This window comes from Sphaerisporangium sp. NPDC051017, from assembly GCF_040683095.1.
Lineage (GTDB): Bacteria > Actinomycetota > Actinomycetes > Streptosporangiales > Streptosporangiaceae > Sphaerisporangium.
The window spans coordinates 1-25,880 of sequence record NZ_JBFBCI010000006.1 but is presented as its reverse complement, the minus strand read 5'-3'; the positions used below and the strand labels follow the sequence as shown (position 1 = coordinate 25,880).

Below are 25,880 nucleotides of genomic sequence, written 5' to 3'. Positions count from 1 at the left end.
GACGCGCGTTTCACCACACCCGGGGAGAAACACCATGGACGACGGATCGGCGGCGCGGGACGGCGGGCGCCAGGTGTCGTGGCACGGCCGCCACTTCGAGGACTTCCAGGTCGGCGATGTCTACCGGCATCCGCTCTACCGGCGCGGGCACGGCCCGGATGTCACCGCCGTCACCCCGGTCTGGGACGTCCGCGCCAGGCGCGCCCTGGGGGGACGGCGATGAACGACCCTGAGGACGTGCGCGCCCAAGCTCAGGCCGCCAGGGCGTCACGTGCCCTCATGAGGGCGAATCCGAGCAGGTTGAGGCCCTGCCACGTGGCGGGGGAGGCCGCGCGCTCGTCCGAGGCCGCGAGCCCGATGCCCCAGATCCGGTCGCGCGGGCTCGCCTCGACCAGGACGCGGTCCCGGGTGGCGAGCAGGAAGGCCTTCAGCTTTGGATCCCCGCCGAACTTGGCGATGTTGCCGCGGGTCACGATCTCGGACCGGTGCGCGTTCCACGTCTCGTCGGTGAAGCCGCGCACCCTGCGGCCGAGCGCCTTGGCCTCGGCGGGGTGGTCCGCGGCGAGGACGGCGGCGGCGGTCTCGCCGTCGCCGAACAGCCATGCCTTGTGGGCCATCATGTAGTGCTCGGCGGACCGGAACAGGTGGCCGTCTTCGGTGAAGTCGCCCGGCCACCACTGGCTGAGCACGCCCGGGCCGACGCCGCCGTCGCGGGCGGGGCGGTGGCCCCAGAAGAACAGATAGCGCAGGCCGCGGCCGGCTTTCTCGGCGGCGACGGCCTCGTCCACGGAGTACGGCAGGGTGAGAGTCTCGGACACCGTCATACAGTGACATGTCCTGATGCTTGCCTGCCATCGCATATCGCGACCCCGTCGTCACCCTGGGGTCGACGGGGCGTTCTCGGGGGCTGGGGGAAACGTGGATCCGGCCGCGCCGCGGGTGGGGAATCGAGGGATTCGGTCGCTTTGTATAGCGTCGGACCATTGGGCGTCAGTCAAGGATTTTCGAGGTCACCTGGAAATGGTCGGCCCGGTTCTTTTCGGCCGGGCATCCGTAATCGGGCACGGCCTCCGGCAGGGACCGGTGGGGTTGGTGGGGCAGTCGTATTCCCTGGTTCATCCGGGATTATGGACGTCTCGATCGTGCTGACGTGCCGGCCGGACGGGCGTCACGGCATTCGACGGGTGGAGGCCGTCCGGTTCCCATTCGCGCACGATCACTGATGGTCCGTCCCGGACATCTTGTTCGGAGTGAGTAATGGCAGATTTGACAAAACGCCTATAAGATCACGCGTCGTGACTGGTGTCGCTCTGCCGGATCTCCGGTCGGCCGATGACGTGCGCGTTCACGCCGGCATCGGCCTGGGTGCCCAGGCGGCGATCGGAGGAAGCAAATGACCGAGATCATCCGTGTTCACGATGAGCCCGGGGCCGCCGAGAAGATCGGCGGCGTCATCGGCACCGCGTTCCACGACCTGGAGGTGTCGGCTTGGCTCGTCCCGCCGGAGGACGACCGCCGCCAGATCCTGCCAGGCATCTACTCCCGGCATGCCGGGCACGCCTTCGCCTACGGCGACGTACACGCGACGGCCGACGGGGCGGCGGTGGCCGTGTGGTTCCGCAACGACGGGCCCCCGGTTCCCCCGGCGCCCGGCCTTGACGAGTACGTCATGTCGCTCAAGGACGTCTACGCCGACGGTTTCGCGACGCTCGCCGAGCTGAGGGACGAGTACGACCCGCACCTGCCGCACCACTACCTGGCCTACCTCGCCGTGCTGCCCGAGCAGCAGGGCCGGGGCGCCGGAAGCGCCCTGCTGCGCGAACACCACCGCGCGCTGGACGCGGCGGGCGTCCCCGCCTACCTGGAGGCCAGCAGCACCCGCAGCCGCGAGCTGTACCTGCGGCACGGCTACCGCGACGTGGGCGACCCGATGGTGCTGCCGGACGGGCCGGCCCTGTACCCGATGATGCGCCTGCCCGGCCGCTCGTGAGCCGCCGGGCAGGCACGGGGCAGGCATGGTCGCCGGTGCGCGTCACACCCGGGTGACGCGCACGGCGTCCGCGATGACGTAGCCGGTCGCCGAGGTCCAGCGGCTCACGCCGACCATGTCGCGCGTGCCGGCCGCGAGCGTGAACGTGCCGAGGTCGCGCCACTGGCCGCCGCCCGTCCGCTGGTCGACGGTGACGACCTGGTTGCCTGTGGCCGTGGCGACGATGTACGGCGTGGCCGAGTTGTAGCCGGGGTCGGCCGGGTACCGGACCTCGACCCGGTAGGAGCCGGCCTCGGGAACGGCGACCGAGAACCACGCCGGGTCGCTCGCCGCGACGGGGGTCGCGAACCGGTAGTCGGCGCCGTATCGCTGGGGCGAGTACGCGGACGTGCCCCAGGCCGTGCTCGCGGTGAAGCCGGCCTCGGCGTTGTCCACGATGACGCTGAACCCGCCGCCGGTGCCCGGAACCGCCCGGCCCGCGCTGGGCGCGCTCTCGTGGTGCGTGCGGTCGGACGCCGTCACGTAGTAGGTGTACGCGCCGGAGGACGACGCGGTGGTGTCGGTGAATGACGTCGCGCGGGTCGTGGCGAGCAGGTTGCGCGCGTCGGCGAACTGGCACGGGTCCGCGCTCGGGGAGCCGCCGACCCGGTAGACGGCGTAGGACACCGGGGCGCCCGGGCCGCCGCGCCAGGCCAGGGCGACGCCGCCCGCGACCCGCGTCGCCGAGGTGATCGACGGCGCCTGGGGCGCGGACGCCGAGCCGTAAGCCGGGACCAGCGCGGGCCTGGTGTAGTGGTCGGTCATCACCCGGGTGAACGCGCCGATGCGGTCGGCGCGGACGTCCTTGGCGCTGAAGTAGATGTCCCCGGCGACCTCCGGATGCCCCCGGTTCTCGTACAGGTGGCTGGACAGCTCGCCAGGCTGCTGCCACGCCGGGTCCTGGCCGGACACGCCCGCGCGGTAGGCGGCCTGGCCGACGAAGAGCTGGACGCCGGTGCCCCGTACCGTGTCCGACCACCAGGAGGTGAGGGCGGCGTAGTCGGCGGCGGCGAAGCCGATGTGCCAGTAGATCTGCGGCGCGATGTAGTCGATCAAGCCCTGCTTCACCCACAGCCGCGTGTCGGCGTAGATGGCGTCGTAGGACTGCAGTCCGGAGGTGCGCGAGCCGAGCGGGTCGGTCGAGGCGTTGCGCCAGATGCCGAACGGGCTCACGCCGAACCGCACCCAGGGCTTGGCCTGGTGGATGCGCCGGCCCGTCTCCTTGATCATCAGGTTGACGTTGTCGCGCCGCCAGTCGTCGATGGTGGCGAAGCCGCCGCCGTACTGCGCGTAGGTGTCGGCGTCCGGGATCGTCTGGCCGCTGGCCGGATACGGGTAGAAGTAGTCGTCCAGGTGCACGCCGTCGATGTCGTAGCGGGTCACGGCGTCCATGACGGCGTCCTCGATGAACGTCCGCACGGCGGGGATGCCCGGGTTGTAGTACATCTTGCCGCCGTAGGCGAACCGCCAGGACGGGTTCCTGCGTGCGGGGTGGCTCGCCACCAGGCGGTTCGGGTCCTCGTGGTTGGCGACGCGGTATGGGTTGAACCACGCGTGGAACTCCAGGTCACGGGCGTGGGCCTCGGCGACCATGAAGGCGAGCGGGTCGTAGCCGGGGTTGGTCCCCTGGGTGCCGGTGAGCCACTCCGACCACGGCTCGTACGGCGACGGCCAGAACGCGTCGGCCGTCGGCCTGACCTGCACGACGACGGCGTTCATCCGGTCGCGGACCGCGAGGTCGAGCCACGCGCGGAACTCGGACTGCTGCGCGGCCGCGGTGAGGCCGGTGCGGCTCGGCCAGTCGATGTTGGCGACGCTCGCGATCCACATGGCGCGCAGCTGGCGCTTGGGGGTCGCCGGGTCGGTGGCGCAGGCGGCCGACGTCGTCGGGGAGACGGAGACGGCCGGCGCCGTCGCGGAAACGGAGGCGGGGGCGGCGCTCGCGGACGCCGTGGGCGTGAGGAGCGCGCCGAGCAGCAGGAAGGAGAGGCCCAGGGCTGCGGCACGGGCGAGGGAGGCGAGTACGCCGCGGCGGGGGGCGGCCGCGCGGGTGGTTGTGCGGGCGGCTGTGCCGGGGGTGGTGCGGGGAGCGGTGACCGGGGGTGCGGCGGTGAGCCGGCCCGTACGGCCCGCTCCGGGTGTGGTCATGTAAAGAATCTTCATCGCAAGCGCGCCGGAACGCAATAGTCTTCACACGGTCGGTCAGATTGATCTTGACATGCGGTCGAGTCGGACAGAAATCTTCGGTCAAATGGAAAGTAATGTCAATTATCGACATTTGTCATCAAACTTTCTACTGTGCAGCCGTTGGCACCCTCTACCGAGGAGTCCCCATGACACCCCCCGATGTCAGGCCGGCCACAGCCGCACACCGCCTGCTCACCGCCCTCGTCATCTCCTGCTCCGTCCTGGTCTTCACCGTCCGCCCGGCCCACGCCACGGCCCCCGCGCCCCTGCCCGACGCGTTCGCCCGCGCCGCCGCCGCCCAGGAGGTGCCCCGCGACCTGCTCGTCGCGCTCGCCTACTCCGAGACCCACCTCGACGGCCACGGCGGCAAGCCGAGCGCCGGCGGGGGGTACGGCGTCATGCACCTCGTCAGCAACCCCACCAACCACACCCTCGAACGCGCAGCCGAGCTCACCGGCCTGTCGGTGGACGCGTTGCGCTCCGACACCGGCGCCAACATCCTCGGCGGCGCCGCCGTGCTGCGCTCGTACGCCGACAAGGCCGGGCTCGACGCCGAGGCGAGGAAGGACGCCGGGCGGTGGTACCAGGCCGTCGCCGCGTACGCCAACGCCTCGACCCCCGAGATCGCCCGGCTTTACGCCGACACCGTGTACCAGCTGCTCGGCACCGGGGTCCAGGCCGCCGGGGTGACGGTCGCCCCGCAGGAGGTCACCGCCGACCGCGGCGCCTACGCCCGCACCCGCGACCTCAACGCCTCCCTCGCCGCCAGCCCCGACTACCCGAACGGGAGCTGGGTCGCGGCGAGCAGCAGCAACTACACCGCCTCCAGCCGCCCGTCGAGCTACGCCATCGACCGGGTGATCATCCACGTCACCCAGGGCTCGTACGCCGGTACCATCTCGTGGTTCCAGAACCCGAGCGCCCAGGTGTCGGCGCACTACGTCGTCCGCTCCTCCGACGGCGCCGTCACCCAGATGGTGCGCGACAAGGACGTCGCCTGGCACGCCGGCAACTGGAACTACAACACCCGGTCCATCGGCATCGAGCATGAGGGCTTCGTCGACAACGCCTCGTGGTTCACCGACGCGATGTACCGCGGCTCGGCGGCGCTGACCCGCTACATCTGCGACAAGTACGGCATCCCCAAGGACCGCACCCACATCATCGGGCACGTCGAGGTACCGGGCGCGACGCACACCGACCCGGGCCCGCACTGGAACTGGAACACCTACATGTCGTACGTGACCGGCGGCGGCACCCCGTCCTGGTCCACGACCCTCGACAACACCACCGCGGGGCGGTTCACCGCGAGCGCGAACTGGGGCACGTCCTCCTTCTCCTCCCAGCGGTACGGCGCCGACTACCGCTTCGCCAACCCCGTCGCGTCGAGCGACCCGGCCTGGTACAAGGCGGCCATCCCGAGCGCGGGCAACTACCGGGTGGAGGTCTGGTACTCCTCCGACCCCGGCTACAACAGCTCGGCGCCGTACATCGTCGCCACGTCGAGTGGCAACCAGACGGTGTACGTCGACCAGCGATCGGGCGGCGGAGGCTGGCGCAGCATCGGCACCTTCGCGCTCAACGCCGGCGACTACAACGCGGTCGCCGTGAGCCGCTGGACCTCCGGCGTCGGCTACGTCATCGCCGACGCGATCCGCATCTCGCGCGTCTGACGGGCGCGTCCGTCAGCGCCGTGTCCGTCAATGCCGTGTCCGTAAGCGCCGTGTTCGGCGGTGCCTGACGGGACGCCCGTAGCTCCACCCCTGTGGCCCGCGCCTCCGCCCGGAGGCGCGGGCCACGCGCGTTCCGCCGGTCCACAAGGCCAGAATTTCTCGCCAAGCTCGGCGTCGGCGCCGGCGGGCATCGCGGCGAGCGGGCGCGGCGGTCATTTCACGGCCTCGAACAATCCGCCGTGAATATCACTGTCAACCCATTATCAAGGCGTGCCGGAAAGGCGGTCGCGCGTCCGGGAACGCACTCCGCCGGGCGGTCGCGGTGCGGCGTACTCGCACATGGCTCTGGCAAAGCCCCCACAACGGCTGCGCGGTTTCTGCACAGGCGACCCATACGTTCGCTGACATGGCGGACACGCATGATTTCGACGACTGGCTGCGCGACTTCGAGGCCGAGGCGCGGCGGCGCGAGCTGCGGGGTGATCCCGACTGGACGGCGGGCGCACGCCTGCACGGCTCGGTGCTGCGCAGCCTGCAACGCTTCCAGGTCGGCGAGGACGGCGACGGCGCCAACCTGGTCGCCAAGGCCGCCGCGGCGGGCGACGACCGCTACACGCGGGCGGTGCGCCTGTTCGTCGCCGAGGAGCGTAACCATGCGCGGCTGCTTGCGCGCCTGCTGGCCGCCGCCGGCGCGCCGATCATCAGCGGGCACTGGAGCGACGCGGTGTTCGTCCGGTTGCGCCGCATGCTGGGGCTCCGGCTCGAACTGATGGTGCTCATGATCGCCGAGGTCATCGCCCTGCGCTACTACCGGGCGCTGCGCGACGGGAGCGGCGATCGGCTCACCGCGGAGGTCGCGGGCCGGATCTTCGACGACGAGCGGCGGCACGTCCCCTTCCACTGCGACCGGCTGCGCGACGGGTTCCGGGACCTGCCCCGGCCGCTACGCGCGGCCGTGCGCTACGGCTGGTGGGTGCTCACGCTCGGCGTCTGCGCGGTCGTCGCCCTCGACCACGGCCCCGCGCTGCGCCGCCTCGGCGTCCCGGCGACGGTCTTCGTCGCCGATGTGACGGCCTTCTTCGCCGCGGTGACGCACAAGGTCTTCCCCCGCGGGCGGAGGTCCCTCGCCGCCCTCACCTGACTGCGGCCCTCACCGGACGGGTGGTGGTGCGCCGTCGTCGTCCGGGGTGGGCCCGGCGTCGAGCTCGCCGGCGAGGACACGCGCGGCCGCGCTGTACTGCTCGTCCATGCCGGAGTAGCCGTCACGGCGATGGCGTTCCGCCTGGTCGTCGATCCATCGGCTGTGCGCCTCCCAGGCCGCCTGCTTGCTCGTCCCGAGGGCCGCCCCGATCTGCGACCAGGAGGCCCCGGCCGCGCGCGCCGACCGCACGGCGAGCTGCCGGCCGTACGCGGCCTTGCGCGCGATCACCTCTCCGAGGGCGAGCGCCTCCAGCGCCTCCTCCCGCGTCAGGGGAGGCGGCGTGTACGGATCGGCGTCGCCCGTTTCGCCGGAATCGTCCCGCGCCCAGGACGCCAGCGCCTCGCGGGCGCGCAGGTCGTCGTACCGGGCGGTGGCCGTCAGCAGCGTGAACCGCTTCTCGAGCTCGTCAGGTGTGACCATGCCCCGAGTATTTCGTCAGGCCATCCTGACGTCAAGGTGGCCTGACGGGCGTGGCTTCCGCTCAGGGAGGAACCGGTCAGCGGGGGTCGGGGCTCCAGTCCTCGAAGTTGTCTCGACCCGTCGATGACTTCGCGGTTCATGTCGGTCTCGATCACCCCGGGGGCGATGGAGTTAACGCGGATTCCCTCGGCGGCGAGCTCGAGCGCCATCGTGCGTCCCGCCGCCTCGAGCCCGGCCTTCGATGCGACGTAGGCGACGTTGCCGGCATAGGGCACGGCGTCGTGGATGCTGGTGATGTTGACGACCGATGGAGCAGCCGACCTGCGCAGCTGAGGCAGCAACGACCGGGCGAGGAGCACCGGTGCCTGGAGGTTGACGCGGAGCGTTCGAGTCAGCGCCTCGGCCTCGATGCTCTCGAGGCGCGTCGGCTGCTCGAGCCCCGCGTTGTTCACGAGCACATCGTGTCCACGCGCTCCGCAACGTGGGTAGCTAGCTGCTCGCAGCCCTCGGGAGTGGACAGGTCAGTGAGGAACAGGTCCGGCGCCTCAGCGCCCTAGGCTCGCCCTGGAGTCCCGTGTCGGAGCACCCGCATCCCGGCATCTTCGAGCGCGTCAGAGCCGTTCGATGACGACGGCGTTCGCCATCCCCTGTCCTTCGCAGACGGCCTCCAGGCCGTAGCGGGCCCCGGTGTCTTCGAGCCGTGTGAGAAGCGTGCCGAGCAGTCGCGTTCCCGACGAGCCGAGGGCATGGCCGAGCGCGATCGCGCCGCCGTACGGATTCAGAAGTTCCGGGTCCGCGTCGAGGTCGCGCACCCATGCGAGCGGAACAGACGCGAACGCTTCGTTGATCTCGAATGCGCCGATGTCGGTCATCGTGAGGTCGGCGCGGGTGAGGGCGCGTCTCGTTGCGGGGATCACCCCCGTGAGCATCTCGATCGGGTCGCTCCCCACCACGGCATGGGAGACGAACCGCGCCCGCCGGGTGAGGCCGAGCTCCGACGCCTTCGCTTCGCTCATGATGAGCGCGACGCTCGCGCCGTCGGTAAGCGGCGAAGAGTTTCCCGCCGTCACACGCCACGTGATGTCAGGGAACCGTGCGGCAGCGTCCGATGACGCGAAGGCCGAGGGCAACGCCGCCAGATCCGACGCGTTCGTGCCCGGACGGATGGTCTCGTCCGCCGTGTGGGGTGCGGCCGCTCCGGGCGGGGTCACCGGGACGATCTCGTGGTCGAAGACTCCTCGAGCGGTTGCGGCGGCGGCGCGGGCGTGCGACAGCGTCGCGTAGGCGTCGAGTTCGTCTCGGTCCAGGCCCCAGCGTCGGGCGACCAGTTCGGCCGAGATCCCCTGCCCGACGAGGCCCCCCGTGAATCTCCGGCCGATTGCGGGTCCGAACGGGTCTCGACCAGACGTGGCGAAATTGAGCGGGATCCGGCTCATCATCTCGACGCCGCCGGCCAGGACGGTGTCGTGAATCCCCGCGGCGACAGAGGCGGCGGCGAACGTCACAGCCTGAAGTCCGGAGCCGCACTGCCGATCGACGGTCGCGCCGGGAACCGTCACCGGAAAGCCTGCTGCGAGCACGGCGTTGCGCGCGATGTTCATGGCCTGCTCACCCGATTGCCCGACGCAGCCGATCAGGACGTCGTCGATGATCGCGGGGTCGAGCTCGTTCCGTGCCGTCACCGCGCGCAGAAGCTCTGCGAGCAGGTCGACGGGATGGTAGGTCGATAGCGCGCCGCCCGGCTTGCCCCGCCCTGAGGCGGTTCGGACGATGTCGACGATGACGGGGGTCGGCACGGCGATGCTCCTCGTTGGTGAGTGACCGTGTGAGGTCGACGATGACTATTGCAGGTTCACATATTGCCCACAAGGTCGGTTGACAAGCGGCTGTTGTTGGGATGATGGTCTTACTCACGAACTAATGCAGCTTCACAATGACGTGACCGAACGCGCGACGAAGTGACTGCTGCGACCCACAACGAAGGTGAGCAGACCATGACGTCCACTCAGCAGTCCGAGCAGTCGACGAGTCAGGCCGAGAACGCCGTGCTGCCGATCGGCGACCAGCTCGGACGCCTTGCCGCCGAGAAGCCCGACGCGCCCGCGGTGACCTGTGGCGCCGTCACCATCACGCGCGGCGAGCTGGAGTCCTCGACGAACCGGCTTGCGCGTGCCTATGCAGAACTGGGGGTCGGGCAGGGGGACTACGTCACGATCGTTCTCCCCAACGGCCTCGAGTGGATTCAGGCGGCGGTCGCCGCATGGAAGCTCGGTGCCATCGTCGCCCCGCTCTCGGCGCGCCTGCCCGAGAACGAGTACCGCGACATCCTGGCGCTCGTGCCGCGAGCGCTCATCGTCGGACGCGAGGGAACCGATATGTCCACGCCCAGCGTTCCGAGCGGCTTCGAACCCTCGTCATCGCTTTCGGATGAGCCGCTCCCGTCGGTCGTGTCGCCGGTGTGGAAGGTCGTGCCCTCCGGCGGGAGTACGGGCCGTCCGAAGCTCATCGCCGCCACCCAGGACAGCCGCATCGACGCCGGCCCGCTTGCAGCGGCGATGGGGCTGATCCCCGGCGAGACGCAGATCGTCACGGGCCCGCTCACCCACAACACCCCGTTCGTCACCACGATCCAGGGACTGCTGCTCGGGCAGCACGTGGTCCTCATGGCTCGCTTCGACGCCGAGGAGTGCCTGCGCCTCATCGCCGAGCACCGTGTCACGTTCATGTCGACCGTCCCGACGGTGCTGCAGCGGATGCTCCCCGTCTACAAGGCAGACCCGAGTGCCTACGACGTCTCATCGATTCACCACCTGTGGCATATGGCGGCTGCGTGCCCCCCGGAGCTGAAGGAGGCGTGGATGGACATCCTCGGCCCGACCGCTGTCTGGGAGATGTACGGCGGCAGCGAGATGGTCTCGGTCACGGCTATCCGCGGCGACCAGTGGCTGGCGCACCGTGGGTCGGTGGGTCGCCCGCTCGTCGGCGAGATGAAGATCGTCGACGAGGAGGGGCGCATGCTCCCCGCGGGGGAGGTCGGCGAGATCTTCATGCGGCCGACTGCCGGCGCCACGTATCGCTACATCGGGTCCGAGCCTGAGACGAGGGACGGATGGGACACGGTCGGTGACCTCGGGTGGTTCGATGAGGACGGGTTCCTGTACATCAGCGATCGCCGGGTCGACATGTTCAACGTCGGCGGTCGCAAGGTGTACCCCGCTGAGGTCGAGTCCGCGATCTCGGCGCACCCCGCGATCCTCTCCTGCCTCGTCGTCGGCATTCCCGATGACGACCTTGGGCAGGTCCCCTACGCCCTCGTCGAGGCAGACCCCTCGGCCGAGCTCACGGCCGATGAGCTCGTCGCATTCCTGGCCGAACGAATCGCCGGGTACAAAGTGCCGCGACAGATCGAGTTCAGAGACGCTCCGCTGCGCGACCTTGCGGGCAAGGCCCGCCGCACGGCGGTCCGCGACGAGGTCATCAGCCGACTTGTCGGGTCGACCCAATCGTGACGACACTGGTCGTGGGCGGTACGGGGCCGCGGGGAAGAGGACTGCCGATGACAACGCCGAGCCCTGTCGCCGATCAGGCCCCGCGCCGGCGGCCCCGTGACCGCCGCCGGCAGATCCTTGACGCAGGAGCGGCGTTATTCGTCTCCCGCGGTTTCGAGCAGACCGGGATGAGCGATATCGCCGAGCGCGTCGGCATCAGCGCCTCCGCGCTCTACCGCCACTTCCCGAGCAAGCGTCACATGCTCTCGGAAGTCGTCTCGGGCGGGCTGGAGCCGATGTTCGCCGCCATCGAGACCGCCGAACTGCACGATGTCGCCGCGGCGTTGGACCATCTCGCGGGGATCGCGCTGGATGGGCACGAGCTCGGTGTGCTTTGGCAGCGCGAGGCACGCCATCTCTTCCCCGTCGACCAGGTCCGTTTGACGCGGCGACTCCTGGCCGGACATCGGCGATTCGCCGCCTGGGTGCGCACCGCGAGCCCGGCGGTGAACGACGGCTCCGCAGACTTCCTCGCGTGGGCGCTGCTCGCTCTGCTCGTCAGTCCCTCCTTCCACCATGTCGACATCGGTCGCGCCGAGTACCAGCAGATCCTCGCGCGGCTTCTGAGCGCGGTGTTCGAGTTCCGTCTCGGCGATGTCGAGCTGCGCGCCGGCACGGGAGCGTCGGCACAGCCGCTGATGCCGGCATCCCGTCGCGAAGCGCTGCTCGCCCAGGCGACGCGGATGTTCGCCAGATCCGGCTTCGAGAGCGTCAGCCTGGAGGAGATCGCCGCTGCGGTCGGCATCGCCGGTCCCAGCGTCTATAACCACTTCGCGACGAAGGCCGACCTGCTGACGTTGTCGTTCCGTCGAACGATCGAGGTGCTGTTCTCCGGAGTCGGCGCTGCTTATGCCTCGGGCGGGGACGCCGAGGCCACGCTTCGGACGCTCGCCGGTTCCTACGTCGACTTCACCCGAGGCAATCAGGACTTCGTCGGCGTGCTGATCACCGAGCCGCGCCACCTGTCGCCCGTCGAACAGGAGGTCGCGCGGCGCGCTCAGCACGATTACCTGACCGAGTGGACGCACCTCCTGCAGCTGTCCCGGCCCTCGCTCACACCGGGTGAAGCGCGGATCCGGGTTCACGCTGCGGTCGACATCATCAACAGCGCCGCGCGGGTCCCGCAACTCAACAGGTACCGGGGCGTGCCGGGAGCGCTCGGCGCCCTGTGTCACTTGCTCCTCTTCGAAACCGCGACAGACCTTCAGCGGTAACCCGCAGGATCCACCCGACCCGATGCGGCGCCACACCCTGCACATTGGAGTGCCATGCCCATCCAAAACGACGCCCCGGTAGCCGCTCTGGAGGCTCCCGCGGCCACCCCGTTCGCCCGACTCGTCGGAGTGATCTTCTCCTCGAACGCCGGCACATTCGTCGCCTTGTTCACCGCGACGCAGCTGCTGCTGACGCTCCATACGACGCGCATCGCCGGCGAGGCCGCCGCCGCGTTCGGAATCATCACCGGCTTCGGGGCGCTGTTCGCCCTGATCGCCAACCCCCTGGCCGGGCGCATCAGCGACCGCACGGCGGCTCGCCTCGGCCGTCGCCGTACCTGGATCCTCGTCGGCGGGCTCAGCGGTGCCCTCGTGTACTTCGGGCTCGCATTCACCACCGAGATCTGGCAGGTGGCCGTCATCTGGTGCGTCGCTCAGGTCATGTACAACTTCCAGTTCGCGGCGACGAGTGCACTGCTGGCCGACCAGGTCCCCCACACGCGACGGGGCACCGTCTCCGGCTTCATGGGGCTCTCGGGAGCGCTCGCGCCGCTCGTCGGCATCGCGCTGGTGAGCATCGTCACCGACCCGGCCGTGCAGTGGGGTGTGATCGCCGTCACCTCGGCAGCACTCAGCACACTCGCGGTCCTCATGCTGCGTGATCCGAAGCACGTGCCTGCCGCCGGCGAGGGCGGACTCAACCTGAAGGAACTCCTCCGCTCGTTCTGGCTCAACCCCTGGAAGCACCCCGCGTTCGGGTGGGCGTTCTTGGTGCGGTTCCTCGTCACCTGCGCGTATGCGAGCGGAACCTACGGAGCCTTCTTCATGATGGACCGGTTCGGGTTCACGCCCGAGGATGTCGCGGGCCCCGTCCTGCTGACGTCGCTGCTCGCAGTCGCCCTCCTCGCCCTCGGCAGCGTCGTCGGAGGCTTCGTCTCAGACAAGCTCCAGCGGCAGAAGCCATTCGTCGTCGCGGGCGGCGCAATCGGCGCCGCCGGGCTCACGCTGCAGGCCTTCGCGCCCTCGATCGAGTACGTGTACGTGGCAGCGGCGCTGCTCGGCATCGGTACCGGCCTGTTCTTCGCGATCGACAGTGCACTGTGCGTGCGCATGCTGCCGAGCGCCGAGAACGCGGGCAAGGACTTCGCGATCATCAACATCGCGAACACCGTCCCGCAGTCGTTCGTGCCGTTCATCGCACCCGCGCTGCTCGCGCTCGGTGGATACAACGCGCTGTATCTCACCCTGGCCGCGTTCGGCCTCGCGGGCGCCGTCGCGGTGGCGCGACTCCCGGAACTGGGTCGCGAAGGCGACCCCCGATTCGCCGCGATCACTCGCGGCGAATGAACTGTCCGTCCCACGGAAGAAGGAGGCCGGCGTGAGCCGCTCCAGCATCACTCTGTCGGGCTTCGAGATCGCAGAGGCCCCCCTCGACGTCGACATCGCACTCGTTGCCGAGTCGTCCTGGATCCCCGCGATCGTCCCCGGCGGTGTGCACGAGTCCCTGCTCGCGGCCGGCCTGATCGAACACCCCTACCGCGATGAGAACGAGGCCTCGATCCGCTGGATCGAAGAGCGGGACTGGTGGTATCGGACGCGCTTCGATGGGCCGAGCGAGCTCGCGGCCGACGAACGTGTCCGTCTCGTGTTCCACGGCCTCGATACCGTGGCAGATGTCTGGCTCAACGGTCGTCACGTCGGGGGGCACGAGAACATGTTCCGGCCCGCGGACTTCGACGTCACCGCAGTTCTGCAACCCGTCAACGAGATCCTCGTAAGGTTCAGACCGCCCCTCGCCGGACTCGACGTTCCGCCCCAGGCCACCGCATTGTTCACCCGTTTGGCCGCGGTGCTCGCCGCAATGAGCGGACGCCGGTCAAAGGATGCCGCGCCCCAAGCGAACACAGGCGGGGGAACCTTCATCAGCGAAATGCTTCCCCTCGCGACTCTGCGCCGGAAGGCGGCATTCTCGTGGGGATGGGACTTCGGCCCGCGAGCGCCGTCGATCGGGATCTGGCGGCCCGTCGAACTCCGTCGCGAGCGGATCGCCACGATCACCGGACACCACATCCGCACCGAAGCGATCGAGCCGGATGGCACGGCTCTGGTGACCGTGCTCGTGGAGGTGGAGGACTTCTCGCCGACGCCATCCCTGCAGGCTTCCGTTTCGCTGGTCTCGCCCCGGGGCGCACGTCACGATGTCTCGTTGCCCGTCGTTGACGGGCGCGCAAGGGGTCTGCTGCGGATCGCCGACGCCGAGCTGTGGTGGTCGCACGACCTGGGTGAGCCGTCGTTGTACGACGTCACGGTCGTGCTCGTTGCCGGCGGCGTCGAGGTCGATGCCCTGAGCGACCGAGTAGGGATCCGGCGCATCGAGCTCGACAGATCCGACGACCCCGAAGGCGGCCGACGGTTCGGCTTTGTGCTCAACGGCGTGCCGATCTTCGCCCGCGGTGCGGCGTGGTTGCCGGCGGACATGCTGGTCGGTTCGGTGTCCGCGGAGCGGCACCGCGAACTCGTCGGACTCGCGCGCGACGGCGGAATGAACATGCTCCGCATCTGGGGCGGGGGCATCTACGAGCACGACGCCTTCTACTCCGCGTGCGACGAACTTGGCGTGCTGATCTGGCACGACTTCATGTTCGCGTGCGTCGACTACCCGAGTGCCGACCCGAAGCTCGCAGCGGAGGTCGCCGCAGAAGCCGAGTATCAGGTACGTAGGCTGCGCAACCGGGCATCGATGGCGCTGTGGGCGGGTAACAACGAGGTGCACGTGCTCCACGGCTACGCGTATCAGAATCACGACCCGGGCGATTGGGGCTGGCACTTCTTCCACGACATCCTGCCGCGCGCGGTGGCGGAGCACGGCGGCGGAGTCCCGTACTGGCCGGGCAGTCCGTGGGGCGACTCGCCGGAGGAGGGTTTCCTCGCGATCAACGGGGTTCGCGACGGCGATCGCCACGCGTGGGAGGTCTGGCACGGGATGGACGTCGGCGCCGGCGGCGGAGACTACGCGTCGGCCGGCGAGGCCCGCCACTACCGCCGCTACGCGAACGACACGGGTAAGTTCATCAGCGAGTTCGGCATCCACGCGTCGCCCGAACTGAGCACGCTGGAACGCTGGATCACGCCGGCTGAACTGGACGTGCACAGCCCGACGATGGATGCGCACAACAAGGATCACCCGAAGAACAAGGGTGACGCCATCATGGAGATCATCACGGGCCTGCCCCAGTCGATGCCGCAGTATGTGGACTTCACGATGGTCACGCAGGCCGAAGGGCTGAAGTTCGGCATCGAGCACTATCGACGTCGGCAGCCAAGCAACAACGGCACGTTGGTATGGCAGTTCAACGACGTCTGGCCGGGGTTCAGCTGGTCCGTCGTCGATTACGAGGGAGTGCCGAAGGCGGGGTACTGGTACGCCAGACGCGCCTACGCCCCCGTCCTTGCGAGCTTCCGCCAGGTCGGGGACGGCCTCGAGCTCTGGATCTGCAACAGCACCGCGTCGCTGGTGACGACGACCGCTCGCGTGTCTGTCAGCCCGTTCGAGGGGCGCGGGAAGGGTGAGACCGTCGCGGCGACCGTCGAACCGCGCTCCGCCTCGCTCGTGTGGCGCACGGAGGGCCCGTTCAGCGAAGACCGGTTCGCTTGGGTCGAGAGCGTTGACGGAGCGTTCCCCGAGAACCGCCTGTTCTTCGCCGAGATCAAGGATCTGCCGTTCTCCGAGCAGGCGCTCGAGGTGACGATCACGGATGCGGGGGACGGTGAGGCTGTGGTCGACATCGCTGCGGAGCACTTCGCCTACTTCGTGCACCTGCCGACCCCCGCCCCGGGCGTGAGGTTCAGCGACAACTACGTCGATCTGCGAGCAGGGACCAGTCGGCGGATCCACGTGACCGGTCTGCCGTCGGGTTTCGGAGCCGATGACCTGCGGGTCGAGACCTATGCCGGCATGCCGAACCGAAGCTGACTCGTCGATCGAAGCGTGAGGGAGAGCACCGGTGCTGGTTCGCCGGTGCTCCCTCGTCTACTTCTTCGTGGCGGCGAGCGCGTCGGCGAACGCCTTCTGGGCGGCCCCCGACAGCGCGCCGATCGTCTGCGCGCGAGCCTCCGACGCGAGGTGGGCCGACAGCGAGGTCTCTAGACCGGCATCCACGAGCGCCTTCGTGCCCTGCGCGCCGAAGGCCGGTGCGGCGGCGATCTGCTCGGCGAGGCGGGTGGCTGCTGCGAGCGGATCGTCATCGATGGCGGAGACGAGGCCGCACGCGAGCGCCTGTTCGGCGTCGAGCGATCCGCCCGTGAGGAACAGGTGCGCGGCGCGGCCGTAGCCGATGTGGCGCGGGAGCAGCCAGGACAAGCCGAAGTCGCCGGCGGTCATTCCCAGGCGCAGGAACGGAGCCGAGAAGCGCGCATCCGGCGCGGCGATGCGGAGGTCGGCCGCGGCGGCGAACGAGAATCCCGCTCCGACCGCGTGCCCGCGGATGGCGGCGACGACAGGCTGGCGGATCGAGCGGAGCGTCTGAGTGACCGCCGCTCCGGCCTGCATGCCGGCATGCATGGCTTCGACGGGATCGGCGACTGCCGGATCGGCGAGTCCTTCATCGAGGTCGAGTCCTGCGCAGAACGCGCGCCCCTCGCCGGTGAGCACGATCGCGCGCACGTCGCCGCGTCGTCCGAGTCCTTCGAGCGCATCCCGCAACTCGCGCAGCAGTGCGAAGGTGATCGCGTTGAGACGGTGAGGCCGCGCCAGTCTGACTGTGGCGACCGGACCATCGATCCGGATGCGGACCGTCTCGAGCGAGGCTGCGGACGCGTCGTTGTTCATGCCAGGACTATAACAGTCAACATAGAGTTGGTCATACGATCTAGAGTGGTCAGCGGCCGTCCGACGGAGGACGGCCGTTCGAAACCAGGGAGCATGCGCGCATGACAACAGATCAGGTTCTCACCGACTTTGAAGGCCGGACAGCGTTCGTGACGGGCGGTGCCCGCGGCATCGGTCGCGGCATCGTGAAGGCCCTGCTGCGGCGCGGCGCGCGCGTCGGCGTCGCCGACATCAGCGTTGACGCGCTCGAGCAGCTTCGCGAGGACCTCGGCGCAGACACGGGCCGGCTGGGCTGCTATCAGCTCGACGTCGCCGATCGGGCTCGGTACGCCGAGGCCGCGAGCGCGGTCCAGGCTGAGCTGGGAGACGTGACGCTGCTGTTCAACAACGCCGGCGTCATCGACAGCGTGAGTCCGACCAAGCTCTCGTACGCGATGTGGGATCATGTCATGGGCATCAACCTCGAGGGTGTGTACAACGGCGTCCAGAGCTTCTTGCCGGGAATGATCGCGTCTGAACAGCGCTGTCACATCGTCAACACGTCGTCGGAAGCGGGGCTGCTCGAGGCCGGTTCAGGCTTTCTGTACCACGCGAGCAAGTACGCGGTCGTCGGGCTCAGCGAAGCGCTCCGTCGCGAGCTCGCACACTTCCAGATCGGTGTGTCAGTGCTCTTCCCCGGCCCCGTCGCGACCGATATCGTGCAGAACACCCGCGGACTCCGGCCGACGAGCGCGCCGGCTCAGTCGAGTCGGGTGACGCAGATCCTCGACACGGCTCACGAGGTGCTCAAGGCGCAGGGCGCATCGCCAGATGCGGTTGGGGAGCTCGTGCTCGAAGGCGTCGAGACCGATGCCGCCTATATCGCCACGCGCAGTGAGCTGCTGCCGTACCTTCGGCTGCGCACCGAAGCGGTCGGGGCGGCCATGACTCACGCCGACGAGTTCCTCGCATGTCAGTCCACCCGGGCATGATGGTCGCCCGGTCGGCGGCGCCCGCTGTCGACTCCGGCCGCGGTTCTAGGATGATCCCGTGAGTTCTCTCCCCCGACGCCGGATCGACGAGATCGGCGACGAGAGTCGGCGGCGAATTCTGGATGCCGCGGAAGAGCTGTTCGCCGAGCGCGGCGTCGACCGCACGTCGTTCGTCGACATCGCCGAGCGATCGGGCATCAGCCGCGGCAGCATCCCGTGGCACTTCAATAACAAGGACGGACTCATCCTCGCCGTGGTCGAGCGGGCGATGAACCGACTAGCCCGATCCGAGCGGCACGGCACCGTGCCGTCGCTGGGGGAGGTGCTCGCGGACTACCTCACGTGGGCGCGGGACACTCCCTCCGGGTTGATGTTCATGATTCTCACCGAGGCGATGACGAGCACCGGTGTCGTCCACGCCCAGTACCAGGAGTTCCTCGAATCGCGCAGGGCGGCTGTTCAGGCATGGCTTCGTGCGCAACGGCCGGAGGGCGTCGCCGCCGACTGGGCGGGCGAGCGTGAGAGGGCGTTCGCCGCGGGGATCAACGGCGCAGTCATGGGCATTCACCTCCAGGCGCTGATCGATCCGGATGGGGTCGACCTTCAGGCCGGTCTGGCCCTCATCGCGCAGCTCATCGACGACAACCTCGACGATGTCTGGGTCGAAGGGGCGGACCCCCGACCCTGAGCCGCGGCGATCGCCTCGAGCATCTAGTCGACGGCTTGGAAGGTCATCGCGCATGCTCTATGGTGACCAACATAGAATTGGCAAGGCAGCCAAGTGTGCTGCTCCGTCGCCGGAAGGAACGAGCACGTGTCGGAAGTCACCTATCAGCGAATCCGCGTCGACACCCCCGTGGCGCACGTCGCCCGCATCACTCTGGCGCGGCCCGGGACGCGCAACGCCCAGGATTACCTGATGCTCCACGAGCTCGATGACGCGTTCCAGAGCGCCACCCTCGACGACGACATCCACGTGATCGTGTTGGCAGCGGACGGGCCGCACTTCTCGTCGGGACACGACCTCACCGGCACCTCGACCGGGGCGGACTTCGAGCCGAAGAACATGACGGGCGGATACCTGCAGCCCGGGCAGGCCGGCGCCATGTCGAACGAGGAGGAGTTCTACCTCGGGATGTGCTGGCGGTGGCGCAACGTGCCGAAGCCGACCATCGCGCAGGTACAGGGCAAGGTGATCGCCGGCGGGCTCATGCTGGTATGGCCTTGCGACATCATCATCGCCAGTGACGATGCGACTTTCTCCGACCCCACGGTGGCGTTCGCGCTGAACGGACACGAATACCACACCCACACGTGGGAGTTCGGCCCGCGCAAGGCGAAGGAGATGCTGTTCCGCGGCAACGCGCTCACCGCCGAAGAGTGTCGCAGCCTGGGGATGGTCAACCACGTCGTCCCTCGCGACGATCTCGAGGCGTTCACGCTGGAGATCGCCGGCGAGATCGCTCAGCGTCCGCCGTTCGGGTTGAAGCTGGCGAAGCTTTCTGTCAACGGCGCGCTCGAGGCCCAGGGGCAGTACAACGCTCTGCGACACGCATTCGCCCTGCACCAGGCCGGTCACGCCAACGCCCGCGCGGTGTTCGACGGCATCCCGGTCGACCCGGCCGGGCTCGCGGTCATCCGCGAGCTGTCAAAGCGATGACCTCGACCACCCCCACCCGCGAGACCGCACGATCCACGAGGACGAAGAGATGAAGCTCTGGACCGCCACACTCGGAGACGGCGCCAAGACGGCCGCGCTGATCCACGGATTCACCGCCGATTCGGGCATCTGGTTCGAGTTCGCGCCGTGGCTTGCCGGACAGGGCTACACCGTGACGCTCGTAGATCTGCGGGGCCACGGCCAGAGTCCCCGCGCCGAGTCGTACGGCTACTGGGAGATCGCGAACGACCTGGTCGACACCCTCCCCACCGGCCTGGACCTCATCATCGGCCATTCCCTCGGCGGCCGACTGCTCGGCCACGTCGTCGATCGCCTCCGCCCGGCCAAAGCGATCTACCTCGATCCCGCATGGACCATCCCAGAGGGCGAGACCGCGACGATCCTCATCCACGAGGACGGTTCGCCGATCACCGCCGACGAACTGGCGGTGCTCATGCCGACCCGCAGCCCCGCGCAGCATCGCCAGATCGTACAGTTCACCGAGCGCTTCGATCTGACGATGTTCCACAAGGCGGATGGCGGGCTCGCTGACTTCGATCCGCCTCAGACGCCGGTGGTACCGTCGCTCCTCGTGCTCGCGGACCCCTCCGCGTACGTCCCGACGGATCTGCAGGAGCGACTGCGCGACGGCGGCTACGTCGTCCGCGTGGTCCCGGGCGGGCTGCACGACCTGCAGCTCGACAATCTCACGGCGACCGAACAGGCCCTGGCGGACTGGCTGTGAACGGGATCGTCGCAGCAGCCGCGTCGGAGGTCGACACCGTCCCGAGCCCGGAGTACACGCTCGTCGTGAATCACCCCGATGGCCGGCTTGAGCCATGACTGAGTCAATTGCCCCCATCACCTACGACCGAGCCCAGATCAGCGTTGGCATTGTGCACTTCGGTGTCGGGAACTTCCATCGCTCCCACCAGGCGATGTACCTCGACCAGCTGCTGCGCAACCCGTCCACGTTCGCTGCCGCTGCACAGTGGGGAATCTGCGGCATCGGCGTCCTGCCGAGCGACGCCCGCATGCGGGACGCGCTCCGCAGCCAGGGCCACGAGTACACCCTCATCGAGCGCCACCCGGACGGGGCTGCTCCCGCTACGTGCGTCGGGTCGATCGTCGACTTCCTCTACGCCCCCGACGAGATCGACGCCGTTCTGGAACGCCTGGCCGACCCCGCCACTCGCATCGTGTCGTTGACCATCACCGAAGGTGGCTACAACATCAGCGACGTCACCGGCGAGTTCGACACCGCCAACCCCGCGATCGTTGCGGACGCGCAGCCAGGCGCTGCGCCGGCCACGGTCTTCGGGATCATCGTCGCGGGCCTGCGACTGCGCCGCGAGCGGGGGGTCGCTCCTTTCACGATCATGTCGTGCGACAACATCGAGGGAAACGGTGACGTCGCCCGCCGCAGCTTCGCCGCGTTCGCGGGCCTGATCGACCCGGAGCTGGCATCGTGGATCGAGTCGTCGGTGTCGTTCCCGAACTGCATGGTCGACCGCATCACACCCGTCACCACCGACGCGGACCGCGCGTGGGTGCTCGAGCGGTACGGCGTCGACGACGCCTGGCCGGTGCTGAGCGAGGACTTCGTTCAGTGGGTGCTCGAGGATCACTTCCCGTTGGGCCGCCCCGCGTTCGAGCAGGTCGGCGTGCAGCTGGTCGGGGATGTGCGCCCCTACGAGCTGATGAAGCTGCGGCTCCTCAACGCCGGCCATCAGGCGCTTGCGTACTCCGGCATCCTCTCCGGATACGAGTTCGCACATGAGGGGGCGTCAGACCCGGTGATCGTCGGCCTCCTTCGCGCCTACATGGACCGGGAAGCCACCCCGACCCTTGCGCCGGTGCCGGGGGTGGATCTCGACGCGTACAAGGACCGGCTCATCGAGCGGTTCGCGAACCCCTACGTGCGGGACACGCTGGCGCGGCTGGCGACCGATGCCTCCGATCGAATACCGAAGTGGCTCGTCCCCGTCATCCGTGAACGCCGCGACGCCGGCGAAAGCGTGCCGCTGAGTGCATCCGTGGTGGCCGGCTGGGTGCGGTATGCCGAACGTCACGCCACGACCGATGACGTGCCGTTCCGCGACCGTCAGGAAGCAGCAGTCCTTGAGGCCGTCGCGCGCAACGCCGACGACCCGGTCGGGTTCCTTCGCAACCCCGACTGGTTCGGCACCCTGGCCGACGACGCCGACTTCGTGGCCGACTACGTCGCAGCGCTCGATGCCTTCCGCCGGGCCGACGACCCCCGCCCGGAGATAGAGCGACTCGTCCAAGGCTGATGATCTCCGCCGCACCACCCATCTCGTCGATGCCGCATGCGATCGGCTTCCGCCGCGCGGCCAGGTCGCCGTTGACCAGCGAAGCATCACGGCGAGAAGGGCGTGTGTCTCGGTGTCCACCGAGGGCCGGGCGGCTGAATGCCGCCCGGCCCTCGGCCGATGTGTTGTCTAAATTAGGACGCGCGTAGCTGGGGACCACTTGGGGACCGGCGGGCCTTCAGGTGAGCGCTCAGCGCCGCTCCGCGTCCGTGATCGACTGCCGGTCGGGGTGTAGGTATCGCTGGGTTGTGGTCAGCGATCCGTGTCTAGCGATCTTCCGTAGGACATGCACCGGCACGCCTGCGTCGTCAGCTCAGTAGCAGAAGGTCTCCCAGGTGCCGATCTGCGATCTCGGCGTGCGGGCGCGGAGCATGCCCTGCGATTCGCCCGTGTAGCCCTCCTCCACCGCGACGAAGAGCCCGTTGGATTTCGCCCGGATCTGGCCGCAGTAGCCCTCCCTCGGTTCGAATTCGGTGTAGAAGAGCTCCCAGGAATCGATGAGGCTGTCCTCGCTCGTCCGGGCCCGCAGCATGGCGTAAATCGTGCCCTGGTAGCCCATCTCAACCGACACGTACTTATTGTTGCTTTGCGACTTGATGGTGGTGAGCTTGCTGAACGGGTCGCGGCAGACGGTGAACAGCTCCCAGGGACCGACCCAGCTGGAGCGCGCCCTCAGCTCGTACTGCCGGTCACCCGGGTAGTTCCACTCCATCGAAACGTACTTGATCAGGCCGTCCCGCCTGAACGAGGTGTCCTCCCAGCACGGCAGGGTCGCCGTCGTGGCCTTCCCCGACACTGCCGATGCCGCTACCGCCTTCATCGTGGCTTGCCGCTGGCTCTCCACCTCCGGCGAGCCGGTGCCGACCGGAACCAGCGCCGGCTTGGGCACTGCCGCGAAGCCGGCGTCCATCGAAGCGGCGTGGGCGGGCCGTGTGGCCAGGAGCGCTGTGCAAGCCAAGGTGAGGACGGCCGCGCCTCTCGCAAGTCTCTTCAGCATGTGGCTTCCTTCGTTTGGGCCGGTGTTCTCAGTGGCCGAGACGGGATACGACGTACCACAGGAAACAGGCAGGGTGAATTCTCGGGCGTGTCCCGACTCGTGAGCCGAATTTCCGGCCGTCTGCCTGATCTATCTTGATGGTGAGCCGTGGTGGTTGTGCGGTGGTTGTGTGGCAGTTGTCTCCCTCCTTGACCAGCCGACTGATCAGCGTCAGATTCGGAATGTCATCCGATGAAGAGGGGGCGGTTGATCGAGTTCGGCGTTCTTGGACCGCTGGATGTGCGTCGCGACGGGGTGGCCGTGGCGGTCGAGCCGGCGAAGTGGCGTCGTCTGCTGGCATTTTGTATGTAAACCTGCGCGGGTTCGACCCGAACGGGCCGGTGATGACGCCGGGCGAGGCGGTTCGCGGGTTCCTGCACGCCCTTGCCGTCCCGGCGGACGACATCCCGCCCGTCCTCGACGCGCAGGTGGCGTTGTACCGCAGCCTGCTCGCCGACCGGCGGGTGCTGGTGGTGCTGGACAACGCACGCGACGCCGAGCAGGTGCGACCGCTGCTGCCCGGCTCGCCCGGCTGCGTGGCGGTGGTGACCAGTCGCGAGCAGTTGGCCGGTCTGGTCGCGGTCGAAGGCGCCCAGCCGCTCACCGTGGACCTGCTCACGGCCGCCGAATCCCGCCAACTGCTCGCCGCCCGCCTCGGGCCCGGCCGGGTGGCCGCCGAACCCGAAGCGACCGAGGAGATCGTCGCCGCGTGCGAGGGGCTGCCCCTGGCATTGGCGATCGTGGCCGCGCGTGCCGCCACCCGGCCCGCGTTCCCGCTCGCGACCGTGGCCGGCGAGCTGAGGGAGACGAGCGGCGGGCTGCACAGGCTGGGCGCCGACGATGCCACCACCGACCTGCGGACGGTGTTCTCCTGGAGCTACCACGCCCTGAGCGCCCGGGCGGCGAACCTGTTCCGGCTGCTGGGCCTGCATCCCGGCTCCGATCTCGCGGTGCCCGCCGCCGCCAGCCTGGCCGGCCTGCCACCGGCACAGACCCGGCGACTGCTGGCCGAGCTGACCCGCGCCCACCTGCTCACCGAACAGGCCCCAGGCCGGTACGGCATGCATGACCTGCTGCGCGCCTACGCCACCGAGCTGACCCGGCGGTGGGACGGCGACACCGAACGGCACGCGGCGCTGCTCCGGGTCTTCGACCACTACCTGCATACCGCTCATACCGCGGCGCTGCTGCTGGACCCGGCTCGCGATCCGCTTTCCCTGGTCCCGGCGCAGCCGGGGGTGACGATCCACCCCCTCACCGGCCTTGATGAGGCGCTGGCCTGGTCCGCCGCCGAGCACACGGTCCTCATCGGTGTCGTCCAGCACGCAGCCGAGGCCGGGTTCGACACCCACGCCTGGCAACTGGTGTGGACCCTCGTCCTCGGAGGCGGCCTGGCCGACTTCTTGACCCAGTGCGGGCGCCACGACGCGAACGCCCCAGGGCTCGGCGACGACACCCTGACCCACTACCGGCACGCCCTGTCGCAGTGGGAGAAACTGACCGAATCCTCTGGCAAGGGTCGAACTCATCTCAGCCTCGCCCTGGTTTTCGCCCGCCAAGCCGGCTACCACGACATGCTGCGCCACGCCGAGCAAGCACTTCACCTGTTCCGCGCAGCCGGCCACCAGATCGGACAAGCCTTCGCCCTGGTGGGGATCTGGTGGGCCCACAGCCAGCTCGGCGATCACCGCCAAGCCCTGCCTCACTGTCAGGAGGTTCTGGCCTTGCACCAGCGAAGCGGCGACCGCTACGGTCAGGCGGCCGCCTGGGACAGCCTTGGTCAGACCCTGCATCACCTCGGCCGGCACGCCCAGGCCGTCGCCGGCTACCAGGAGGCTCTCACGCTCTTCCAGCAGCTCGGCGAACCTTACGGACAGGCCTACACCCTCACCCGCCTCGGCGAGGCCCAGCGCGCCGCGGGCGACCGCGACGCCGCCTACCGAGCCTGGCTACGCGCCCTTGCCATCCTCGCCGAACTCGGCCATCCCGATGCCGATACCCTACGGACCAAACTGCACGCCCTCGAACTCGCCCCAATTCACGACGTCATTCCGGCCAGGTAGACAGGATCGACGCCCAAGCTAGCCATCGGGACCGGATCGGCCACCTTCCAAAATGCCGAGTATACGGGGGCGGCTCCCCGCCGGGCCGGGGAGCCGTCGCGCCGAGTACCACTCCGGCGGGCGTCCCCCGGGGTTCAGCCCCTGATCAGGGCCGTCTCGCGCGCTGCGGGGCAGTGCGGGCGTGCGGCGCGGGCTTCTTCGAGCGTGCGCGCGGCGCCGAAGGCCAGCACGTCCGAAGAAGACAACCGGATCCGTGCCATTGCAAGATCGGTGCGCGACAGCAGAGCCGAAACCCTCTGTGATCATCGGCGCGTGTCCGTCGTGCCTTCCGGGTTCGGCGCGGACGTTCCAGGTCGCCGAGGGGCACGGCGCAGACGAGGAAAGCGCGGGTGACACGTTCTCGGCGTGTCATCGGGTTCCTTTCGAGAGGAGAACCTGGATGGCCGACGAAGAGACCGAGCTGATCGCCGCGCTCGACGCGGCGGCCGGGGGCGACGACGCCGCCCTGTCCGCCGCGCTGCCCAAGCCCACGTCCAAACTCAACCGTCCGTTCCGGCTCATCGCGCTCGACCTGGCCCCGTCGGCATGACCGCGTTCCGGTGACCCGGGCCACCCCTGCCCCCGCCGCCACCGAGCCCCCGACCTACGCGGCTCAGCGCGCGCAGCCCGTACCCGTGGCCGTGCACGAGCGCGGCCCAGATCGCGACCTGGGCCGCG

Annotated in this window: 22 protein-coding genes; 15 read left to right on the top strand and 7 right to left on the bottom strand. The window is 69.1% G+C overall.

The features are described 5' to 3' along the window. Positions 1-34: 34 nt before the first annotated feature. The gene (locus AB0M95_RS07600; RefSeq protein WP_363760897.1) at positions 35-223 is read left to right on the top strand and encodes a hypothetical protein; all 189 of its coding nucleotides are present in this window, start codon (positions 35-37) and stop codon (positions 221-223) included. A 28-nt stretch (positions 224-251) separates the two neighbouring features. Here AB0M95_RS07600 and AB0M95_RS07595 read toward each other — a convergent pair whose 3' ends face one another. Then, entirely contained in the window at positions 252-824 is a 573-nt protein-coding gene (locus AB0M95_RS07595) for an NADAR family protein (RefSeq protein ID WP_363760894.1), read from the bottom strand. 569 nt (positions 825-1,393) lie between these two features. Here AB0M95_RS07595 and AB0M95_RS07590 point away from each other — a divergent pair. Continuing rightward, the gene (locus AB0M95_RS07590) at positions 1,394-1,990 is read left to right on the top strand and encodes a GNAT family N-acetyltransferase (protein WP_363760891.1); all 597 of its coding nucleotides are present in this window, start codon (positions 1,394-1,396) and stop codon (positions 1,988-1,990) included. A gap of 42 nt (positions 1,991-2,032) precedes the next feature. Here the strand turns inward: AB0M95_RS07590 and AB0M95_RS07585 are convergent, their stop codons facing one another. After that, positions 2,033-4,177 (bottom strand): family 10 glycosylhydrolase, encoded by a 2,145-nt coding sequence (locus AB0M95_RS07585; RefSeq protein WP_363760888.1) that lies wholly within the window; start codon positions 4,175-4,177, stop codon positions 2,033-2,035. Between the two features lie 185 nt (positions 4,178-4,362). On the opposite strand from AB0M95_RS07585, the gene AB0M95_RS07580 reads away from it, so the two are divergent. Continuing rightward, positions 4,363-5,889 carry an N-acetylmuramoyl-L-alanine amidase gene (locus AB0M95_RS07580; protein WP_363760885.1) on the top strand — a complete coding sequence of 509 codons (1,527 nt, stop codon included), beginning with the start codon at positions 4,363-4,365 and terminating at the stop codon, positions 5,887-5,889. A 406-nt stretch (positions 5,890-6,295) separates the two neighbouring features. After that, positions 6,296-7,030, top strand: coding sequence for a ferritin-like domain-containing protein (locus tag AB0M95_RS07575; protein WP_363760882.1), 735 nt, complete (start codon positions 6,296-6,298; stop codon positions 7,028-7,030). Between the two features lie 9 nt (positions 7,031-7,039). Here AB0M95_RS07575 and AB0M95_RS07570 read toward each other — a convergent pair whose 3' ends face one another. From AB0M95_RS07570 to AB0M95_RS07560, 3 genes are all read right to left on the bottom strand, one after another. Next, positions 7,040-7,510 (bottom strand): hypothetical protein, encoded by a 471-nt coding sequence (locus tag AB0M95_RS07570; RefSeq protein WP_363760879.1) that lies wholly within the window; start codon positions 7,508-7,510, stop codon positions 7,040-7,042. Then, entirely contained in the window at positions 7,468-7,962 is a 495-nt protein-coding gene (locus AB0M95_RS07565) for an SDR family oxidoreductase (RefSeq protein WP_363760876.1), read from the bottom strand. Before AB0M95_RS07565 ends, AB0M95_RS07570 begins: the two co-directional genes overlap by 43 nt. Before the next feature lie 159 nt (positions 7,963-8,121). Then, complete coding sequence (locus AB0M95_RS07560; protein WP_363760873.1) at positions 8,122-9,306, bottom strand: thiolase family protein; 1,185 nt, start codon at positions 9,304-9,306, stop codon at positions 8,122-8,124. 198 nt (positions 9,307-9,504) lie between these two features. On the opposite strand from AB0M95_RS07560, the gene AB0M95_RS07555 reads away from it, so the two are divergent. The 4 genes from AB0M95_RS07555 to AB0M95_RS07540 are packed head-to-tail and all read left to right on the top strand — an operon-like array spanning position 9,505 to position 16,245. Continuing rightward, positions 9,505-11,019, top strand: coding sequence for an AMP-binding protein (locus AB0M95_RS07555; RefSeq protein ID WP_363760870.1), 1,515 nt, complete (start codon positions 9,505-9,507; stop codon positions 11,017-11,019). Between the two features lie 47 nt (positions 11,020-11,066). After that, complete coding sequence (locus AB0M95_RS07550; protein WP_363760867.1) at positions 11,067-12,272, top strand: TetR/AcrR family transcriptional regulator; 1,206 nt, start codon at positions 11,067-11,069, stop codon at positions 12,270-12,272. A 54-nt stretch (positions 12,273-12,326) separates the two neighbouring features. Next, positions 12,327-13,619 carry an MFS transporter gene (locus tag AB0M95_RS07545; protein ID WP_363760864.1) on the top strand — a complete coding sequence of 431 codons (1,293 nt, stop codon included), beginning with the start codon at positions 12,327-12,329 and terminating at the stop codon, positions 13,617-13,619. A gap of 31 nt (positions 13,620-13,650) precedes the next feature. Beyond that, complete coding sequence (locus tag AB0M95_RS07540) at positions 13,651-16,245, top strand: glycoside hydrolase family 2 protein (RefSeq protein WP_363760861.1); 2,595 nt, start codon at positions 13,651-13,653, stop codon at positions 16,243-16,245. 57 nt (positions 16,246-16,302) lie between these two features. Here AB0M95_RS07540 and AB0M95_RS07535 read toward each other — a convergent pair whose 3' ends face one another. Further along, positions 16,303-17,100 (bottom strand): enoyl-CoA hydratase/isomerase family protein, encoded by a 798-nt coding sequence (locus tag AB0M95_RS07535; RefSeq protein WP_363760858.1) that lies wholly within the window; start codon positions 17,098-17,100, stop codon positions 16,303-16,305. A gap of 101 nt (positions 17,101-17,201) precedes the next feature. On the opposite strand from AB0M95_RS07535, the gene AB0M95_RS07530 reads away from it, so the two are divergent. The 5 genes from AB0M95_RS07530 (at position 17,202) to AB0M95_RS07510 (ending at position 22,025) form a co-directional block, all read left to right on the top strand. Further along, on the top strand, positions 17,202-18,071 hold the full coding sequence (locus AB0M95_RS07530) for an SDR family NAD(P)-dependent oxidoreductase (protein WP_363760855.1): 870 nt from the start codon (positions 17,202-17,204) through the stop codon (positions 18,069-18,071). 58 nt (positions 18,072-18,129) lie between these two features. Then, positions 18,130-18,759: a TetR/AcrR family transcriptional regulator gene (locus AB0M95_RS07525; protein WP_363760852.1), complete on the top strand. Its 630-nt coding sequence runs from the start codon at positions 18,130-18,132 to the stop codon at positions 18,757-18,759. Between the two features lie 126 nt (positions 18,760-18,885). Further along, the gene (locus tag AB0M95_RS07520; protein WP_363760849.1) at positions 18,886-19,731 is read left to right on the top strand and encodes an enoyl-CoA hydratase; all 846 of its coding nucleotides are present in this window, start codon (positions 18,886-18,888) and stop codon (positions 19,729-19,731) included. 49 nt (positions 19,732-19,780) lie between these two features. Then, positions 19,781-20,476, top strand: a complete 696-nt coding sequence (locus AB0M95_RS07515; RefSeq protein WP_363760846.1) for an alpha/beta hydrolase — start codon at positions 19,781-19,783, stop codon at positions 20,474-20,476. 94 nt (positions 20,477-20,570) lie between these two features. Further along, the gene (locus AB0M95_RS07510) at positions 20,571-22,025 is read left to right on the top strand and encodes a mannitol dehydrogenase family protein (RefSeq protein ID WP_363760843.1); all 1,455 of its coding nucleotides are present in this window, start codon (positions 20,571-20,573) and stop codon (positions 22,023-22,025) included. Between the two features lie 352 nt (positions 22,026-22,377). Here AB0M95_RS07510 and AB0M95_RS07505 read toward each other — a convergent pair whose 3' ends face one another. Beyond that, a complete protein-coding gene (locus AB0M95_RS07505) occupies positions 22,378-22,974 on the bottom strand; it encodes a hypothetical protein (RefSeq protein ID WP_363760840.1) in 597 nt (198 codons plus the stop codon). Positions 22,975-23,402: 428 nt separating this feature from the next. Between AB0M95_RS07505 and AB0M95_RS07500 the strand changes: the two genes are divergently transcribed. Together AB0M95_RS07500 and AB0M95_RS07495 are read left to right on the top strand one after the other, a co-directional pair. After that, positions 23,403-25,163, top strand: a complete 1,761-nt coding sequence (locus AB0M95_RS07500) for a tetratricopeptide repeat protein (RefSeq protein WP_363760838.1) — start codon at positions 23,403-23,405, stop codon at positions 25,161-25,163. A gap of 439 nt (positions 25,164-25,602) precedes the next feature. Next, positions 25,603-25,752 (top strand): hypothetical protein, encoded by a 150-nt coding sequence (locus AB0M95_RS07495; RefSeq protein WP_363760835.1) that lies wholly within the window; start codon positions 25,603-25,605, stop codon positions 25,750-25,752. Positions 25,753-25,880: the final 128 nt, after the last annotated feature.

Bases quoted from the DNA above. Each gene is read 5' to 3' on its own strand.
- AB0M95_RS07600 (WP_363760897.1), top strand. From the start codon at position 35: ATGGACGACGGATCGGCGGCGCGGGACGGCGGGCGCCAGGTGTCGTGG.
- AB0M95_RS07580 (WP_363760885.1), top strand. From the start codon at position 4,363: ATGACACCCCCCGATGTCAGGCCGGCCACAGCCGCACACCGCCTGCTC.
- AB0M95_RS07550 (WP_363760867.1), top strand. From the start codon at position 11,067: ATGACAACGCCGAGCCCTGTCGCCGATCAGGCCCCGCGCCGGCGGCCC.
- AB0M95_RS07545 (WP_363760864.1), top strand. From the start codon at position 12,327: ATGCCCATCCAAAACGACGCCCCGGTAGCCGCTCTGGAGGCTCCCGCG.
- AB0M95_RS07595 (WP_363760894.1), bottom strand. From the start codon at position 824: ATGACGGTGTCCGAGACTCTCACCCTGCCGTACTCCGTGGACGAGGCC.
- AB0M95_RS07585 (WP_363760888.1), bottom strand. From the start codon at position 4,177: ATGACCACACCCGGAGCGGGCCGTACGGGCCGGCTCACCGCCGCACCC.
- AB0M95_RS07555 (WP_363760870.1), top strand. From the start codon at position 9,505: ATGACGTCCACTCAGCAGTCCGAGCAGTCGACGAGTCAGGCCGAGAAC.
- AB0M95_RS07590 (WP_363760891.1), top strand. From the start codon at position 1,394: ATGACCGAGATCATCCGTGTTCACGATGAGCCCGGGGCCGCCGAGAAG.
- AB0M95_RS07575 (WP_363760882.1), top strand. From the start codon at position 6,296: ATGGCGGACACGCATGATTTCGACGACTGGCTGCGCGACTTCGAGGCC.
- AB0M95_RS07495 (WP_363760835.1), top strand. From the start codon at position 25,603: ATGGCCGACGAAGAGACCGAGCTGATCGCCGCGCTCGACGCGGCGGCC.
- AB0M95_RS07505 (WP_363760840.1), bottom strand. From the start codon at position 22,974: ATGGACGCCGGCTTCGCGGCAGTGCCCAAGCCGGCGCTGGTTCCGGTC.
- AB0M95_RS07535 (WP_363760858.1), bottom strand. From the start codon at position 17,100: ATGAACAACGACGCGTCCGCAGCCTCGCTCGAGACGGTCCGCATCCGG.
- AB0M95_RS07570 (WP_363760879.1), bottom strand. From the start codon at position 7,510: ATGGTCACACCTGACGAGCTCGAGAAGCGGTTCACGCTGCTGACGGCC.
- AB0M95_RS07530 (WP_363760855.1), top strand. From the start codon at position 17,202: ATGACAACAGATCAGGTTCTCACCGACTTTGAAGGCCGGACAGCGTTC.
- AB0M95_RS07510 (WP_363760843.1), top strand. From the start codon at position 20,571: ATGACTGAGTCAATTGCCCCCATCACCTACGACCGAGCCCAGATCAGC.
- AB0M95_RS07515 (WP_363760846.1), top strand. From the start codon at position 19,781: ATGAAGCTCTGGACCGCCACACTCGGAGACGGCGCCAAGACGGCCGCG.